The 15,659-nt window shown below is 65.7% G+C and carries 15 protein-coding genes; 10 read left to right on the forward strand and 5 right to left on the reverse strand.

Annotated elements, in window-relative coordinates; all coding sequences use genetic code 11:
* Nucleotides 1-112: 112 nt before the first annotated feature.
* Nucleotides 113-1,033 (reverse strand): histone deacetylase family protein, encoded by a 921-nt coding sequence (locus AC07VU_RS26995; RefSeq protein WP_062824509.1) that lies wholly within the window; start codon nt 1,031-1,033, stop codon nt 113-115.
* A gap of 74 nt (nt 1,034-1,107) precedes the next feature.
* On the opposite strand from AC07VU_RS26995, the gene AC07VU_RS27000 reads away from it, so the two are divergent.
* The 3 genes from AC07VU_RS27000 (at nt 1,108) to AC07VU_RS27010 (ending at nt 3,238) form a co-directional block, all read left to right on the forward strand.
* Nucleotides 1,108-1,677: a GNAT family N-acetyltransferase gene (locus AC07VU_RS27000; protein WP_007928906.1), complete on the forward strand. Its 570-nt coding sequence runs from the start codon at nt 1,108-1,110 to the stop codon at nt 1,675-1,677.
* Nucleotides 1,678-1,778: 101 nt separating this feature from the next.
* On the forward strand, nt 1,779-2,648 hold the full coding sequence (tesB, locus tag AC07VU_RS27005; RefSeq protein WP_007928905.1) for an acyl-CoA thioesterase II: 870 nt from the start codon (nt 1,779-1,781) through the stop codon (nt 2,646-2,648).
* Nucleotides 2,645-3,238 carry an HAD family hydrolase gene (locus AC07VU_RS27010; protein ID WP_495030808.1) on the forward strand — a complete coding sequence of 198 codons (594 nt, stop codon included), beginning with the start codon at nt 2,645-2,647 and terminating at the stop codon, nt 3,236-3,238. The genes tesB and AC07VU_RS27010 overlap by 4 nt, the downstream gene beginning before the upstream one ends.
* 120 nt (nt 3,239-3,358) lie before the next feature.
* Here the strand turns inward: AC07VU_RS27010 and AC07VU_RS27015 are convergent, their stop codons facing one another.
* Both AC07VU_RS27015 and ypfJ read right to left on the reverse strand, forming a co-directional pair.
* Nucleotides 3,359-4,336, reverse strand: coding sequence for a hypothetical protein (locus AC07VU_RS27015; protein WP_097135090.1), 978 nt, complete (start codon nt 4,334-4,336; stop codon nt 3,359-3,361).
* Nucleotides 4,336-5,232, reverse strand: coding sequence for a KPN_02809 family neutral zinc metallopeptidase (gene ypfJ / locus AC07VU_RS27020; protein ID WP_085534569.1), 897 nt, complete (start codon nt 5,230-5,232; stop codon nt 4,336-4,338). Before ypfJ ends, AC07VU_RS27015 begins: the two co-directional genes overlap by 1 nt.
* Nucleotides 5,233-5,371: 139 nt before the next feature.
* Here ypfJ and pcaQ point away from each other — a divergent pair, with 139 nt between their 5' ends.
* From pcaQ to pcaG, 3 genes are all read left to right on the forward strand, one after another.
* Entirely contained in the window at nt 5,372-6,301 is a 930-nt protein-coding gene (pcaQ, locus tag AC07VU_RS27025; RefSeq protein WP_457274996.1) for a pca operon transcription factor PcaQ, read from the forward strand.
* A 103-nt stretch (nt 6,302-6,404) separates the two neighbouring features.
* On the forward strand, nt 6,405-7,124 hold the full coding sequence (gene pcaH, locus AC07VU_RS27030; protein WP_007928900.1) for a protocatechuate 3,4-dioxygenase subunit beta: 720 nt from the start codon (nt 6,405-6,407) through the stop codon (nt 7,122-7,124).
* 10 nt (nt 7,125-7,134) lie between these two features.
* Nucleotides 7,135-7,740: a protocatechuate 3,4-dioxygenase subunit alpha gene (pcaG, locus tag AC07VU_RS27035; RefSeq protein ID WP_009045754.1), complete on the forward strand. Its 606-nt coding sequence runs from the start codon at nt 7,135-7,137 to the stop codon at nt 7,738-7,740.
* 233 nt (nt 7,741-7,973) lie between these two features.
* On the opposite strand, the gene AC07VU_RS27040 is transcribed toward pcaG, so the two are convergent.
* Nucleotides 7,974-9,701: an FAD-dependent oxidoreductase gene (locus tag AC07VU_RS27040; protein WP_274304710.1), complete on the reverse strand. Its 1,728-nt coding sequence runs from the start codon at nt 9,699-9,701 to the stop codon at nt 7,974-7,976.
* Nucleotides 9,702-9,910: 209 nt separating this feature from the next.
* Here AC07VU_RS27040 and AC07VU_RS27045 point away from each other — a divergent pair, with 209 nt between their 5' ends.
* The 4 genes from AC07VU_RS27045 to AC07VU_RS27060 all read left to right on the forward strand — a co-directional run bounded on the left by AC07VU_RS27045 (nt 9,911) and on the right by AC07VU_RS27060 (nt 14,065).
* Nucleotides 9,911-10,687, forward strand: coding sequence for an IclR family transcriptional regulator (locus AC07VU_RS27045; RefSeq protein WP_495030809.1), 777 nt, complete (start codon nt 9,911-9,913; stop codon nt 10,685-10,687).
* Nucleotides 10,688-11,190: 503 nt separating this feature from the next.
* A complete protein-coding gene (locus AC07VU_RS27050; RefSeq protein WP_495030810.1) occupies nt 11,191-12,246 on the forward strand; it encodes a Gfo/Idh/MocA family protein in 1,056 nt (351 codons plus the stop codon).
* A gap of 2 nt (nt 12,247-12,248) precedes the next feature.
* The gene (locus AC07VU_RS27055; protein ID WP_274304707.1) at nt 12,249-13,064 is read left to right on the forward strand and encodes a sugar phosphate isomerase/epimerase family protein; all 816 of its coding nucleotides are present in this window, start codon (nt 12,249-12,251) and stop codon (nt 13,062-13,064) included.
* 122 nt (nt 13,065-13,186) lie between these two features.
* Nucleotides 13,187-14,065 carry a DMT family transporter gene (locus AC07VU_RS27060; protein ID WP_274304706.1) on the forward strand — a complete coding sequence of 293 codons (879 nt, stop codon included), beginning with the start codon at nt 13,187-13,189 and terminating at the stop codon, nt 14,063-14,065.
* A gap of 91 nt (nt 14,066-14,156) precedes the next feature.
* Here the strand turns inward: AC07VU_RS27060 and AC07VU_RS27065 are convergent, their stop codons facing one another.
* Nucleotides 14,157-15,494, reverse strand: a complete 1,338-nt coding sequence (locus AC07VU_RS27065) for an MFS transporter (protein ID WP_007928884.1) — start codon at nt 15,492-15,494, stop codon at nt 14,157-14,159.
* Nucleotides 15,495-15,659 lie beyond the last annotated feature (165 nt).

Genomic DNA, 15,659 nt, shown 5'->3' on the forward strand with positions numbered 1-15,659 from the left:
TGCCTGGCGTGCAGCGGCTTACGCGCAGGTTATCCACAAGCGGCTCCACAGCGGTTGGGGGTAAGACGCTCACCTTTTGATGACAACCTGATGATGCGGTGGCGCTCATTTTTCAATGGCAACCCAATGACGTCCACACCCGTTGCGCGCTGTGGTGGAGGATGCCGTGGCGCCGGGCCAGGGCCTGGCGGTCCTTGCTGTAGCCGCCGCCGATCACCCCGAGCACCGGGATGTCGCGGCCCAGGCAATGGCGCATCACCTGTTCGTCGCGGGCGGCGACGCCCTGGTCGGTCAGCTTCAGGTAACCCAGGGCATCGTCCTGGTGCACATCCACCCCGGCGTCGTACAGCACCAGGTCCGGCTGGTACAGCGGCAGCAGGTAATTGAGGGCATCGTCGACCACCTTCAGGTAGTCGGCGTCGCCCATGCCCATCGGCAGGGGGATGTCCCAGTCGCTGGTGGCCTTGCGCGCCGGGAAGTTTTTTTCGCAGTGCAGCGAGACAGTCACGGCATCCGGGGTATGTTCGAGAATCCGCGCGGTGCCGTCGCCCTGGTGCACGTCGCAGTCGAAGATCAGCACCCGGCCGACCCGTCCGGCTTCCAGCAGGTAATGGCTGATCACCGCCAGGTCGTTGAAGATGCAGAAGCCCGCCGGGTGGTCGTAGTGGGCGTGATGGGTGCCACCTGCCAGGTGACAGGCCAGGCCATGCTCCAGGGCCTGTTCGGCGGCCAGCAACGAGCCACCGACGGCGCGCACGGTGCGCCGGGCCAGGGCTTCGTTCCAGGGCAGGCCGAGGCGCCGCTGGTCTTCCCGCGACAACTCGCCGGCCATATAGCGTTCGATATACCCAGGGTCGTGGGCCAGGGCGAGAATTTCCCTGGGGCACAGCTCCGGGCGCAGCAGGTCGGCATCGCGGGTCAGGCCACTGTCCACCAGGTGGTCGCGCAGCAGGCGAAACTTGTCCATGGGGAAGCGGTGCTCCGCCGGGAACTCAGGGCTGTAGTCTTCGTGGTAGATCAGCGGCAGTGGCATGGCAATTTCATGTAGGAATCCGAAAAGGATCCTACCAGCGATGTAGACTGGCACGCATGGAAATGGAGGGGACGATGGAGCCGATACTGCAACTCGAAAGTGCTCGACTGCTGTTGCGCCAGTGGCGCGACGAGGATTTGCCGGCGTTCGCGGCGATGTGTGCCGATCCGCAGGTGATGCGTTACTTTCCGGCCCCCCTGAGCCGCCTGGAAAGTGCTGCGCTGATCGGTCGGATCCGTGGGCATTTCGCCGAGCACGGTTTTGGCACGTGGGCGCTGGAGCGCAAGGATACCGGGGCCTTTATCGGTTTTACCGGGCTGGGCGTGGTGGGCTTCGAGGCGCCGTTCACCCCGGCGGTGGAAATCGGCTGGCGCCTGGCGCGCGAGCACTGGGGCCTGGGCTATGCCAGCGAAGCGGCCTGGACCGCGTTGCGCTGTGGCTTCGATCGCCTGGCCCTGAAGGAGATCGTCGCCTTCACCACCACCAGCAACCTGCCGTCGCAGAAAGTCATGCAGGCCATCGGCATGCAACACGCTGCGCACGACGATTTCGATCACCCAAAGCTCGGCAGCGAGCATCCGCTGCGTCATCATGTGCTGTATCGCATCAACCGCGAACAATGGTTGGAAACCTTGCATGGATAGCAGGTCGGGGGCATCTGGAGTGTGCCCATGTGTGTGAACCCGATTGAATCGACCGCAGCAGCGAAGACTGCGCGGCATTGCTCTGTGTGAGGAGAGTCTGAATGAGCCACGTGTTGGATGATCTGGTCGACCTGTTGACCCTGGAACCGATCGAGGAAAACCTGTTTCGCGGTCGTAGCCAGGACCTGGGTTTCCGCCAGCTGTTCGGCGGCCAGGTGTTGGGTCAGTCCCTGTCCGCGGCCAGCCAGACTGTCGAAGAGGCCCGCCATGTGCATTCGCTGCACGGTTATTTCCTGCGCCCGGGCGACGCGGCGTTGCCGGTGGTGTACCAGGTCGACCGGGTACGCGATGGCGGCAGTTTCAGCACCCGCCGGGTGACGGCGATCCAGAAGGGCAACCCGATCTTCACCTGCAGCGCCTCGTTCCAGTACGACGAGGAAGGCTTCGAGCACCAGGACACGATGCCTCAGGTGGTCGGCCCGGAAAACCTGCCGTCGGAGCTGGAGATCACCCAGCAGCGCGCGCACCTGATCCCCGAGCACATGCGCGAAAAACTGCTGTGCCCCAAGCCTATTGAAGTGCGCCCGGTCACCGAGAAAGACCCCTACAACCCGCAGCCGGCGGACCCGATCAAATACGTCTGGTTCCGCGCCGACGGCAGCCTGCCGGACATTCCCGCGCTGCATAAATACCTGCTGGCTTACGCCTCGGACTTCGGCCTGCTGACCACCTCGATGCTGCCCCATGGCAAGTCGGTGTGGCAGAAGGACATGCAGGTCGCCAGCCTCGACCACGCGCTGTGGTTCCATGCCGACCTGCGCGCCGACGACTGGCTGCTGTATGCCATGGACAGCCCGTGGGCCGGCAATTCCCGCGGTTTCTCCCGTGGCAGCGTGTTCAACCGCGCCGGCCAGCTGGTGGCGTCGGTGACCCAGGAAGGCCTGATCCGCCACCGCAAGGACTGGGCATGAGCCTGGCCGAGGTTCGGCATTGGGTGTTCGACATGGACGGCACCCTGACGGTGGCCGTGCATGATTTCGCGGCTATCCGCGAAGCGCTGGGGATCCCGCCGGAGCATGACATCCTGACCCACCTCGCGGCCTTGCCCGCCGCTGAAGCCGCGGCGAAACACGCCTGGCTGCTGGAGCACGAGCGCGACCTGGCCTTGGGTTCGCGCCCGGCGCCGGGGGCGGTGGAACTGGTGCGGGAGCTGGCGGCGCGGGGCTATCGCCTGGGCATCCTGACCCGCAATGCGCGGGAGCTGGCCCATATCACCCTGGAGGCCATCGGCCTGGCCGACTGCTTTGCCGTCGAAGACGTGCTGGGGCGCGACGAAGCGCCGCCCAAGCCTCACCCGGGCGGCTTGCTGAAGCTGGCCGCGGCCTGGGCGGTGGCGCCCGCCGAGATGGTGATGGTCGGCGACTACCGCTTCGACCTCGACTGCGGTCGCGCGGCGGGCACCCATACGGTGCTGGTCAACCTGCCGGATAACCCGTGGCCGCAGCTGGCCGACTGGCATGCCGAGGATTGCAGCGCGCTGCGGCGGATGGTGCTGGCTTAAAAAGCATCGCGGGCAAGCCTCGCTCCTACGGATCTGCGTTGTAGCCCTCTGCCGGGTACGACAACGAACCTGTAGGAGCGAGGCTTGCCCGCGATAGCGTTCTTGCTGATCTCACTCTGTTTATTGGCCGAACAATGCCTTCTGCCCCTCGGGCGAAGTGAACATCTTGTCGCCGTCATGCCCGACCCCGGGCACTTCGATCAGTTGCTGTTGCAATCCCTGGGGATGACGCTGTTTCAGGTAGTTGAAATAGTTGTGCCCGCGAATCAAGCGGTAGGCGCCCTGGGCCTCGGCGGCGCAGCTGGTGTCCAGCGCCGGGTGGTGCGGGTCGGTGTCCTGTTTGCCCAGCAGGTAGGTTATATCGCGCTTGACGTAGCTCTGCTCCAGTTGCTGCGCGGTCTGGCCGGCGGCGTAGGCCGGCAGCTTGAGCAGGCCGTACTTCCAGTGGTTGAAGCCGGGGCACGCGCCGGCATCGACCTTCACCGGGCGCTGCTCGTCGAAATAGGCATAGGACGACGGGTTGGCGATGACGTAGCGCAGCTTGATGCCGTCATCCTCCAGGCCCGGATGGTGCTGGCCGAGCAGGGCGAAACGCTGCACCACTTGGGCGCCACCGGAGTGGCCGGCGATGACGATCTCGGTCAGGGCCGGGAACTGCTGGCGATCGCTCAGCCGCGTGATGATCGCGTCCAGCACCGCATAGGAACTGACCGCCCTGGGCCCGCTGGACGGCTCGCCGGCCATCCAGTCATTGCCCTGCCAGCGCAGCAGTGAACCGGGTAGTGGGTGACGCTCGATATCGCTCTGGTTGAGAAACTGCGGGGCGACCACCAGGGTGGACGCACTTTGCCCGGCCTGGCTGGCGGCCTGTTCGGCGCTTTGCAGGTAGGTCTGGGCGTTACGCAGACGCCCGTGGACAATGATCAGCGCCCGCTGGACCTCGGGCAGCGGCCGCTGCCAGTCCTGGCTCAGGCCGATGGCCAGTTCGCCGCCTTCGAGGTTCAGTCGCGCGGGGCTGATCGTCTTGACGCCATTTTCCGCTGCCTGCGCACCGGCGCAGATCATCCATAACGTGAGCAGCACCAGTACCCGGCGCATTACAGACTCTTCGCGGCGAAGGTGTCGCACTGGGCAACTTGGCCTTGAGTGAAACCGGCCTTGAACCAGCGTACCCGTTGCGCCGAGCTGCCATGGGTGAAGGAGTCCGGTACCACGCGGCCCTGGCCTTGCTGTTGCAGGCGGTCGTCACCGATGGCATTGGCGGCGTTCAGGGCTTCTTCGATATCCCCCGGCTCCAGCCAGTTCAGGCGTTTCTGCGCATGGTTGGCCCAGACACCCGCCAGGCAGTCGGCCTGCAGTTCCTGGCGCACCAGCAGGCCGCCGTCGCCTTCCATCTGCCGGCCTTGTTGGCGGGCCGCCTGGATCTTCGCCGAGACGCCGAGCAGGGTCTGTACGTGGTGGCCGATTTCGTGGGCGATCACGTAGGCCTGGGCGAAGTCGCCGGCGGCCGAGAAGCGCTGGTCCATCTCGCGGAAGAAGTCCATGTCCAGGTACACCTGCTGGTCGGCCGGGCAATAGAATGGGCCGGTGGCGGAGGTCGCCGAGCCGCAGGCGGAGTTCACCCGGCCACGGAACAGGATGAGCTTGGGTTGCTGATAGGCGCGTCCGGCCTGTTGGAAGATCTGGCCCCAGGTGTCTTCGGTGTCGCCGAGGATGGAGCGCACGAATTCCGCCTGCTCGTCGTTGGCCGGCGGCGCCTGGCGGGTCTGCTGGGTGGTGGCGGGCGCCGAGGACTGGTCCATCTGCCCGGCGAGCTGCCCGAGGATTTGCAGCGGGTCCTGGCCGGTGACCCAGCCGATGCCGACGATCAGGATAATGGCGGTCAGGCTCAGGCCCTTGCCGCCGCCAAAGCGCAGACCGCCGCCTCCACCGCCGCCACTGTCATCGCGAGCATCCACCACGTTGTCGCTGCGCCGTCCTTTCTTCCAAAGCATGGGTGAATCCTCGTTCTAATTTGCTGATCAGTGTTGCTGGTGAGTAGGGCAGACGCCAGTCCGGTCGTCAGCCTTTTGCATGCACGCTACCATGGCCCGCAGCCGCATCGATCCTGTCGCGACACATCCGGGGCCTCCTTTGAACATCGATACCCGCATCAAATTCCGTCACCTCGTATGTTTTCTTGAAATGTCTCGCCAGGGCAGCCTGGCGCGGGCGGCGGATGTGCTCGCGGTAAGCCAGCCGGCGATGTCGAAAACCCTCAAGGAACTGGAAGAACTGCTCGATACCCGGCTGTTCGCCCGGAGTAAGGCCGGGCTCAGCCTGACCGAGGCCGGCATGGCCTTTCTGCGTTACGCCGGGCCCTCGGTGCAGGCCCTGCGCGAGGGGGTGAACACCTTGCGTGGTGGCGAATATGCCGCCGGCGTGGTGCGCCTGGGTGTGCTTTCGACCGCCGAAAGCCTGCTGCTGCCGGAGGTGGTGCGGCGCCTGCACGAACGGCATTCGGCGCTGGTGGTGAGCGTGGTCACCGGCCCCAGCGCCTATCTGCTGTCGCAGTTGCGGGTCGGCGATGTCGACCTGGTGGTCGGGCGCATGACGGACAGCCCGCAGATCCAGGGCCTGAGCTTCGAGCATCTGTACAGCGAGTCCATGACCCTGGTGGCGCGCCCCGATCATCCGTTGCTGCACGGGCCATTGGACCGGCATGCGCTGGAGCGCTACCCGCTGGTACTGCCGCTGGCCGGCACCACCATCCGCAAGTTCGCCGACAGCCTGTTCGTGCAGTGCGGCATCAGCCAGTCGCGCCAGCGCCTGGAAACCCTCTCGGTGGCCTTGAGCCGGCGCTATACGCTGTCCAGCGATGCGCTGTGGATCGCCCCACTGGATGCAGTGCGCCTGGACCTGGCCAATGGCGAGCTGCGCGAGATCGACCTGGGGCAGCGTGAGCCGGGCGGCTCGGTGGGCATCTCCAGCAACGCCAGCCTGCCGCTGTCGCTGGCGGCGCAATGGTGCGTGGAGGTGCTGCGGGAGGTCGGGCAGGCCTATCGCGAGGGGCGTTATCCATAACCGTTTGGTTATGTTCTTGAGGGGGCTTTTCAATAGTCGTCGGGCTGCCGTTGTTTGAAACTGCGCGGGCTGCGCTCCATAAATCAAACAACAGGAGACCGACATGTCTGATGCAGACAGCAGTCGTTTCGTTATCCGTGACCGTAATTGGCATCCCAAGGCCCTGACCCCCGACTACAAGACCTCCGTGGCCCGTTCGCCACGCCAGGCACTGGTGAGCATCCCGCAATCGCTGAGCGAAACCAGCGGCCCCGATTTCTCCCATCTGAAGACCGGGCGTTTCGACAACGACCTGCTGCTCAATTTCAATAACGGCGGCTTGCCGGTGGGCGAGCGGATCATCGTCGCCGGCCGGGTCTGCGATCAGTACGGCCAGCCGATTCCCCACACCCTGGTGGAGATGTGGCAAGCCAACGCCGGTGGCCGCTACCGGCACAAGAACGACCGCTACCTGGCGCCTCTGGACCCGAACTTCGGCGGTGTCGGCCGGGCCCTGACCGACCGCGATGGCTACTACAGTTTCCGCACCATCAAGCCCGGCCCCTACCCGTGGCGCAACGGCCCGAACGACTGGCGCCCGGCGCATATTCACTTCTCCATCAGCGGGCCGTCGATCGCCACGCGGTTGATCACCCAGCTGTATTTCGAGGGTGACCCGCTGATCCCGCTGTGCCCGATCGTCAAGTCGATCGCCAACCCGGACGCGGTGCAGAGCCTGATCGCGCGGCTGGACATGAGCAGCGCCAACCCGATGGACTGCCTGGCCTATCGCTTCGACATCGTGTTGCGCGGCCAGCGCAAGACCCACTTCGAGAATTGCTGAGGAGCCCGCCATGCCTATCCAATTGCTGCCCGAAACCCCTTCGCAAACGGCCGGCCCTTATGTGCACATTGGCCTGGCGCTGGCCGCCGCGGGCAACCCGACCCGCAGTGACGAGATCTGGAACCGGATGGCCGGGCCCGACGCCCAGGGGGAAAAGATCCTGTTGATCGGCCATGTGTACGACGGCAACGGCCATCTGGTGCGCGACTCGTTCCTCGAGTTCTGGCAAGCCAACCACGAGGGCGTCTACGACCCTGTGTTCGATTCGGAGAAAGCCTTCAACAGCTTCGGGCGCACGGCCACCACCTTCGATGCCGGCGAGTGGACGCTGCATACGGTCAAGCCGGGCGTGGTGAACAACGCCGCCGGGGTGCCGATGGCGCCGCACATCAACGTCGCGCTGTTCGCCCGGGGGATCAACATCCACCTGCACACGCGCCTGTATTTCGCCGACGAGCCGGAAGCCAACGCCGCCTGCCCGGTGCTGAACCTGATCGAGCAGCCGCAGCGGCGCGACACCCTGCTGGCGCATCCCTGTGACGTGGATGGGCAGCGGGCGTACCGCTTCGATATCCGCATCCAGGGGGAAGGGGAGACGGTGTTCTTCGATTTCTGATTGGCCATTGGTGCCGGAAGTGGCCCGGTCTGGTTTGCGTTTGCTGCGGTAGGGCACGCTGAATGCGGTCGCCTGTTTTGCGGGCGCTGCGCGCCCGATCGCAGCCTCGCGGGGCTCGGCAGCGGCTACAAGGCTTGCGTGTTTTCTGTAGCCGCTGGCGCAGCCTGCGATAAGGTCCGCAGGACCTTCAAGCGATCTCAGGAACCACGCCCTTTTTGAGCTTGATTGCCGCTTTATTCGTAAGCGCTGGCGCCCGCGATGTGCCGCCCGGCGATGTAGCCGAAGGTCAGCGCCGGGCCGAGATTGATACCGCCGGCGGGGTAGTGGCCGCCCATGATACTGGCCATGTCGCTGCCGGCGGCGTACAGGCCGGCGATGGCCTGGCCCTGGCCGTCGAGCACCTGGGCGTGGGGGCTGACCTTGAGCCCGGCGAACGTGCCGAAGCAGCCCGGCTGGACTTTCACCGCGTAGAACGGCCCCTGTTCGATGGGCGCCACGCACGGGTTGGGTTGCTGGCGCGGGTCGCCCTGCTTGCGGTTGTAGGGCGTCGAGCCCCGGCCGAACAGCGGGTCCTGGCCTTGTCGGGCATGCCGGTTGTATTCCGCCAGGGTGGCGCGCAAGCCGTCCGCATCGATGCCGCAGGCCTGGGCCAGTTCCTCGATGCTCGCGCCACGCTTCAGGTAGCCACTGCGGATAAAGGGCGCCAGCGGCACCGGGAAGGGCCGAGAGATGCCCAGGCCATAGCGGCGCTGGAACCCGTGGCTGCAGATCAGCCATGACGCCACTTCTTCGCCCTCGGGCGCCGCCGCGACCATCGCTCGTACATAGTCGTAGTAACCGTCGGCTTCGTTGACGAAGCGTTGGCCGTTGCGCAAAACGCCGATAATCCCCGGCTTGCCGCGCTCGATGATGTGCGGGAAATGCCCGCGGCTGCCGTCCTGGTAGGGCACCGCGGAAACCGGGGCCCAGGCCACGGGGGATTCCATGTCGGTATCGACCCGGGCACCGACGCTTTCCCCCAGGCGCAAGCCGTCGCCCGAGACCGCCAGCGGCGGCAGGGCCAGATGCTCGTGGCCGGTGGGCGTACGTGGGAATAGTGCCTTGCGCCGCTCGATGTCATTGGCGAAACCACCGGCTGCCAGCACCACCGCTTTGCGGGCGCGGATACGAATGGGCCCCCGGGTGGCGCTTCTGACAATCGCTCCGGTCACCGCGTCGCCGTCACGCAGCAATTCGATGACCGGCGCCGATTCCCAGAGCAGCACGCCAAGGTCCTGCGCCGATTTGGCCAGGCGCGCCACCAGCGCCACGCCATTGACCAGTTGCAGGGCGCGGCGATGGGTGACGAGGTCGCGCAGGTGGCGAGCGACGCGTTTGCTCACATGCCAGGCCGCCGGCAGCGAACGGCTCAGGTTGAGGAAGGCCGTCAGGTCGGCGCCGGCCATGATCGGCATGCCGATGAACGAGGTTTCGCGCATGGTCTTGCGCAGGCGCTTGAGCAGCGTGCCGACCTCGCGCCCATCGTAGGGCGCGGCGATCACCGAGCGTCCGCCGGTGCCGGCGCCCGGCGTATCGCCGTGGATATCGGCGATGGCGTTGCCGTCGGCGAATTGCAGCGCGGTATGGCGCTCGAAGAATGACACCATGCGCGGGCCGGCTTCGAGGAAGGCATCGATCAGTGCTGGCCGGTAGCGTTCGCCCAGCTCGTGTTTCAGGTAAGTCCGCGGCAGTTCCACGTCCTCGACTATGCCGGCCCGTCGCGCCAGCGGGTTGCACGGCACCCAGGCCCAGCCGCCGGACCAGGCGGTGGCGCCGCCGAACACCGGGTCTTTCTCCACCACTATGACCTTCAGGCCATGCCAGGCCGCGGTCACGGCCGCCGAAAGGCCGGCGGCGCCGGAGCCGACGACCAGCACGTCGCAATCGATATCGGGGTGGTGCAGGGAGGCGGTGGCAGGCATGGAAGAAGCAACTCCGCTAAACGAACGATTATTGTTTTTGGAACTTGATTCTAAAAAATATACGGAGTCGAATAGTCGGCAGCAAGGCGAGGGCAGGATCATCTGCGCCGTGCCGAGGTTTTTATGGGCGGTTATCGAACGAGGCCGCGGTGTGTTTCCCATTGCGCCGGTTGTCACTAGAATCGGCCAAATTTCGTCTGGACCCGACCATGGCCGGCAGTCAAATCGAGCGCGTCTTCAGCGTTCTGGAAAGTCTTACCAGTGACCCCCGCGGCCTGCCGATGCAGACCCTGGCCGAGCAGCTGGGCATCCCCAAAAGCGCCACCCACCGGCTGTTGGCGGAGCTGATTCGCCTGGGCTACGTGCGCCAGAACCCGGACAACCTGCGCTATCACCTGTCGACCAAGCTGGTGGCCATGGGCTTTCGCTACCTGTCCAGCAGCGGCGCGGATATCGTCCAGCCGGTGCTCGACCGGCTGGCCCAGGAAACCGGCGAGCTGGTGCGCCTCGGGGTGATCGAGGACGAGCGCCAGACCTGGATCGCCAAGTCCCAGGGCGCCCGTTCCGGGTTGCGCTACGACCCCGACATGGGCCGCGAGGCGCCGTTGTTCTACACCGCTTCCGGGCACGCCTGGCTGGCCTGCCTGAGCGATGCCGAGGCGTTGTCGCTGGTGGAGCGCCAGGCGGCCGAGATCCCCGCGGACCTGGGCCCGAACGCGCCGCGCTCGAACATCGAACTGCTCGAACGCCTGCGCCTGGCCCGGGAACAGGGCTACGCCTGGGTCGAGGAAAGTTCGGCGGTGGGCACCTCGGCGGTGGCCGCGGTGGTGCATCATCCGGTCGACGGCCGGGTGGTCGGAGTGCTGAGCATCGCCGGCCCCAGCGCGCGCATGCCGCTGGCGCGCCTGCATGAACTGGCGCCGCTGCTGTTGAAGTTCACCGACGAACTCTCGGCCGCCAGCCAGGCCTCCGAACTCTTCAGCTGACCCTGTAGCCGCTGGCGCAGCCTGCAATCGGCTCCGCAGGAGCCGCAAAACCAGCCTCTGCGGTGGGACAGGCTGAATGCGGTCGCCTGTTTTACGGCCGCTGCGCGCCCGATCGCAGCCTCGCGGGGCTCGGCAGCGGCTACAAAGGTTTCCCCGTTTCCTGTAGCCGCTGGCGTAGCCTGCGATCGGCTCCGCAGGAGCCGCAAAACCGGTCGCTACGGGTGGGGCAGGCTGAACGCGGTCGCCTGTTTTACGGCCGCTGAGCGCCCGATCGCAGCCTCGCGGGGCTCGGCAGCGGCTACAGGGTTTCCTCCGTTTTCTGTAGCCGCTGGCGCAGCCTGCGATAAGCCCGGGCCACGCTGGTCGCAGGGCCTTCACGATCTCAAGCCTTAAAGCTGTTCGCTGATCGGACACTATTTCGTTTTGCTCTTGTGTGAAAGTGGAACTGGGTTCTAAATATTTGAAATCTCACGTTCCCATAACAATCACAAAAGGACCCCGCCTTGGACTCGCCTTTGCGCATTGCCCTGATCGGCGCCGGCAACATGGGCCAGCAGCATTACCAGCACCTCAAGACCCTCACCGAGGCCAGGCTCTGCGCCGTGGCTGACCCCGGCCCGCAAGCCGCCGGGATCGCCGCGCAGTGGCAGGTGGCGTATTACTCCGACCCTCGACAGATGCTCGAACAGGCCCGCCCCGACGCCGTGATAGTCGCCAACCCGAACAACCTGCACGTCGGCACCGCCCTGGATTGCCTGGCGGCCGGGGTGCCGGTGCTGCTGGAGAAACCGGTCGGCGTGCACCTGGATGAAGCGCGCGAACTGGTGGCCGCGGTGAAAAGCAGCGGTGTTCCCGTGCTGGTGGGCCATCACCGGCGCCACAATCCGCTGATCGTCCGTGCCCATGCGCTGGTGCGGGGCGGGGCATTGGGCCGGTTGACCACGGTCACCGCGCTCTGGCAATTGCAGAAGCCCGACAGCTATTTCGAGATTCCCTGGCGCCGCGAACCCGGGGCCGGGATGCTGCTGACCAACCTGATTCACGACCTCGACCTGCTGCGTCATCTGTGCGGCGAGGTGCATCAGGTGCAGGCCGTCACCAGCAACGCGGTGCGTGGTTTTGCCAACGAGGATTGCGCCGCCGTCCTGCTGCAATTCGCCAACGGTGCCCTGGGCAGCCTGACCGGTTCCGACGCCGTGGCGGCGCCCTGGAGCTGGGAGCTGGATTCCGGCGAAAACCCGGTGTACCCGCGCCAGGCCGACCAGCCGTGCTATCTGCTGGCTGGCACCGCTGGCGCGCTGAGCATTCCGCAACTCAAGCGCTGGCGGTACGCCGAGGCCGGCGCTGGCTGGCATCAGCCGTTGCTGGCGATCGAGGAACCTTTCACCGCCGCCGAGGCCCTGCGCCTGCAGTTGCAGCATTTCGTCAAAGTGGCGCGGCGCGAGGTCGAGCCGCTGGTCAGCGTGGCCGATGCGGCGCGGACCCTGGCGCTGATCGAGGCGATCCGCGAAGCGGCGGCGACCGGTCGGGCCTGTGCCCCGGCGCTGATCGAGGGATGAGCATGAGCGAACGTATTCTGTCCCTGGCCAGCCTCACGGTGCTGGAAATTTCACCGCCGCAGATGGTCGAGGTGGCGGCCCGTGCCGGTTACAGTCACGTCGGTTTGCGCCTGGTACCGGCGACGCCGCAGGAGCATCACTTTGCCCTGGTGGCCGATGCCGAGCTGCGCCGACAGACCCTGAGCCGCCTGCGCGACACCGGCGTCGGCGTGCTGGATGTAGAGATCCTGCGGCTCGAGCCGCACACCCGGGTGGCGGATTTCGAAGCGGTGCTGGTAGTCGGCGCGGAGTTCGGTGCCAGCGAGCTGCTGGTGGCCGGCAACGACCCCGACGAGGGGCGCATGACCGAGCGCTTCGCCGAACTGTGCGACCTGGCGTCGATCTACGGCTTGCACCCGCACCTGGAGTTCATGCCCTGGACCGATGCACGCAACCTGGAGCAGGCGGTGCGGGTGGTAGAGAACGCCGGCCGCGACAACGCCGGCGTGCTGGTGGATGCATTCCACTTCGATCGCTCGGCCTCGCGCCTGGAGGATTTGGCAAAGGTCGCGCCGGCGCGGCTGCGTTATGCCCAGCTGTGCGACGTGGCCGGCCCGCGACCGGACGATATGCAGGAGATCCTGCGCCAGGCCCGCAACGAACGGCGTTTCCCCGGGGATGGCGATTGCGACCTGGCGGGGCTCTTGCATTGTCTGCCGGCCAACCTGCCGTTGAGCCTGGAGATCCCCACGGTGAAATTGCTCGAACAGGGTGTCGGCGCCCTGGAGAGGGCGCAGATGGCCCTGGACAAGACCCGGGCGTTGTTGACCCGGCTTTAGCGAGTAGCAGGTGTGACCCTTTTCGCGGGCAAGCCTCGCTCCTACGGACGCCGCGTCTGTAGGAGCGAGGCTGCCCGCGAAGCTGTTTCTACAAACAAACCCTATCTTGAGAGACCCCACGGATGACCCTCAGCACACCCCTTTCCGGTGTCAACCAGCCCTTCAAGGGCATCCTGCTGGTCGTCGTGGCGACCTTCCTGTTCGCCAGTCACGATGCCTTGTCGAAATACCTTTCGGGGTTCTATCCGATCGTGATGGTGGTCTGGGCCCGCTACCTGGTTCATACCCTGCTGATGGCCGGGATCTTCCTGCCACAATCGGGCCTGCGGGTGTTGCGCACCAAGCGGCCGTTGCTGCAACTGGCGCGGGCCTTGTGCCTGCTCGGCACCAGCCTGCTGTTCACTTCGGCGCTGCTGTTTATCCCGCTGGCGGAAGCCACGGCGGTCAACTTCCTGGCGCCGGTGCTGGTCACCGCGCTGTCGGTGCCGCTGCTGGGCGAGCGGGTCACGAAGGGCCAGTGGCTGGCGGTGATCTGCGGTTTTATCGGCGTGCTGATCATCGTTCACCCGGGCGGCGACCTGTTCACCCCGGCGGTGCTGCTGCCTTTCTGCTCGGCACTGTTTTTCTGCTTTTACCAACTGCTGACCCGCAAGCTCGCCGAGCACGACAGCCCGACCACCAGCAACTTCTTCGCCGGCCTGTGCAACACCCTGGTGATGAGCGCGCTGGTGCCGTTCTTCTGGCAGGTGCCGGGCTTTGTCCATGGTGTGTTGATGCTGGCGCTGGGGGCCTGCGGCATGACCGCCCACCTGTTCCTGACCCAGGCCTTCCGCCACGCGGCACCGGCGCTGCTGGCGCCGTTCGGCTATTGCCAGATCGTCTTCGCCGGATTGCTGGGCTGGCTGTTGTTCAGCCATACGCCGCAGCCAATCACCCAGCTGGGCATCGCGGTGATCTGCCTCAGCGGCCTGGCGGCTGCCTGGCAACAGCGGCGGCGCTGAGTGGCGTTGGCTACGGGAGGACAGCCGGTATCGACTGAGAGAAGGGGGGAGAAAAAAGCAGGCCCGGAACCGGGCCTGCGAGAGGAAAGCGTCAGTCTTCTATTTTTGGAATCTTGCGTGGGGCCATGAAGTACATCCAGGTCAGGGCAATGAAGTACATCGCCGGGATCAGGGTGAACAGCACGGTGTAGTTGTTGTTGGTGACGGTCAGGATATGGCCCACCAGCTGGGTCATGAACATGCCGCCGATGGCCGCGCACATGCCGCCGAAACCGAACACCGTGCTCATCATGTGCTTGGGCGTGTAGTCCATCACCAGGCTCCAGATGTTGGCGGTCCAGGCCTGGTGCGCGCCGATGGCCAGGGAGATGGCGAACACCGCCAGCCACAGGTTGCTGGCGCCGGCGGCCATGACCACGCCGACGATGCAGCAGGCGAACAGCAGCATGGACATCAGGCGCGCCTTGATCGGGTTGACCCCGCGGCCGATCAGGAACGACGAGAGGATGCCGCCGCCGACGCTGCCGAAGTCGGCGGTCAGGTAGATGATGATCAGCGGGATGCCCATCTGGGTCACGTTGATGCCCAGGTTGTATTGCTGGTTGAGGAAGGGTGGCAGCCAGTACAGGTAGAACCAGAACACCGGCGCGGTGATCGAGTAGGCCAGGGCGAAAGCCCAGGTGCCGCGCATACGCAGGATGCGCGAGAAAGGCACGCGGGCCTGCTCCGGTTCGACTTCTTTCTGGATGTACTCGAGCTCGGACTGTTTGACGCTCGGGTGATCTTCCGGGTTGAAGTACTTCAGGCCCCAGAACAGCAGCCAGATGCCGCCCAGCGCAGCCATGCACAGGAACGCTGCCTGCCAGCCCCAGGCGTGCAGGATCAACGGCAGCAGCATCGGCGTGAACATGGCGCCGACGTTGGTCCCGGCGTTGAAGATGCCGGTGGCCACGGCGCGTTCGCCGGCCGGGAACCACAGGCGTGTGGTCTTCACGCAGGCCGGGTAGTTGGCGGCCTCGGTCAGCCCGAGGATAAAGCGGCAGACCATGAAGCCCGCGGCCGAAGTGGCCAGGCCGTGAGCGCCGGTGGCCAGGCTCCACAACAGCACGGCGAAGAAGAACACGCGCTTGACGCCGACCCGGTCGATCAACCGTCCTTGCAGGACGAAACCGACGGCGTAGCCGACCTGGAACCAGAAGTTGATGTTGGCGTAGTCCATCGCCGTCCAGCTCATTTCCTTGGCCAGGATCGGCTGCATCACACCCAGGGCGGCGCGGTCGATGTAGTTCAGGGTGGTGGCGAAGAACACCAGGGCGAGCATGCCCCAGCGGGTCTTGCCGACCGCCATGGCGCCGCGGATCTTGTCGCCGATGCCGCCGGAGGCGGTGCCGAGGCTTGGGGCCATGCGGGAGCTTTGAGAAGGAATCATGTGTGCCATCCGTTCAATGACTGACGAGGGACAACTCGTCGGGACTCAAGGGCGCGTGATCGATTGTCGACTGTGCGGACGGACCGCGGGTGAACTCGATGATCGATCGGCTGAGTGCTTTGGTCGACGCGCATCGGGCGCGGCGGTGGAAAGCGGGTTGGTCAG

The organism is Pseudomonas sp. GW821-FHT02B10 (assembly GCF_059421865.1).

Bases quoted from the DNA above. Each gene is read 5' to 3' on its own strand.
- AC07VU_RS26995 (WP_062824509.1), bottom strand. From the start codon at position 1,033: ATGCCACTGCCGCTGATCTACCACGAAGACTACAGCCCTGAGTTCCCG.
- AC07VU_RS27000 (WP_007928906.1), top strand. From the start codon at position 1,108: ATGGAGCCGATACTGCAACTCGAAAGTGCTCGACTGCTGTTGCGCCAG.
- tesB (WP_007928905.1), top strand. From the start codon at position 1,779: ATGAGCCACGTGTTGGATGATCTGGTCGACCTGTTGACCCTGGAACCG.
- AC07VU_RS27010 (WP_495030808.1), top strand. From the start codon at position 2,645: ATGAGCCTGGCCGAGGTTCGGCATTGGGTGTTCGACATGGACGGCACC.
- AC07VU_RS27015 (WP_097135090.1), bottom strand. From the start codon at position 4,336: ATGCGCCGGGTACTGGTGCTGCTCACGTTATGGATGATCTGCGCCGGT.
- ypfJ (WP_085534569.1), bottom strand. From the start codon at position 5,232: ATGCTTTGGAAGAAAGGACGGCGCAGCGACAACGTGGTGGATGCTCGC.
- pcaH (WP_007928900.1), top strand. From the start codon at position 6,405: ATGTCTGATGCAGACAGCAGTCGTTTCGTTATCCGTGACCGTAATTGG.
- pcaG (WP_009045754.1), top strand. From the start codon at position 7,135: ATGCCTATCCAATTGCTGCCCGAAACCCCTTCGCAAACGGCCGGCCCT.
- AC07VU_RS27040 (WP_274304710.1), bottom strand. From the start codon at position 9,701: ATGCCTGCCACCGCCTCCCTGCACCACCCCGATATCGATTGCGACGTG.
- AC07VU_RS27045 (WP_495030809.1), top strand. From the start codon at position 9,911: ATGGCCGGCAGTCAAATCGAGCGCGTCTTCAGCGTTCTGGAAAGTCTT.
- AC07VU_RS27055 (WP_274304707.1), top strand. From the start codon at position 12,249: ATGAGCGAACGTATTCTGTCCCTGGCCAGCCTCACGGTGCTGGAAATT.
- AC07VU_RS27060 (WP_274304706.1), top strand. From the start codon at position 13,187: ATGACCCTCAGCACACCCCTTTCCGGTGTCAACCAGCCCTTCAAGGGC.
- AC07VU_RS27065 (WP_007928884.1), bottom strand. From the start codon at position 15,494: ATGATTCCTTCTCAAAGCTCCCGCATGGCCCCAAGCCTCGGCACCGCC.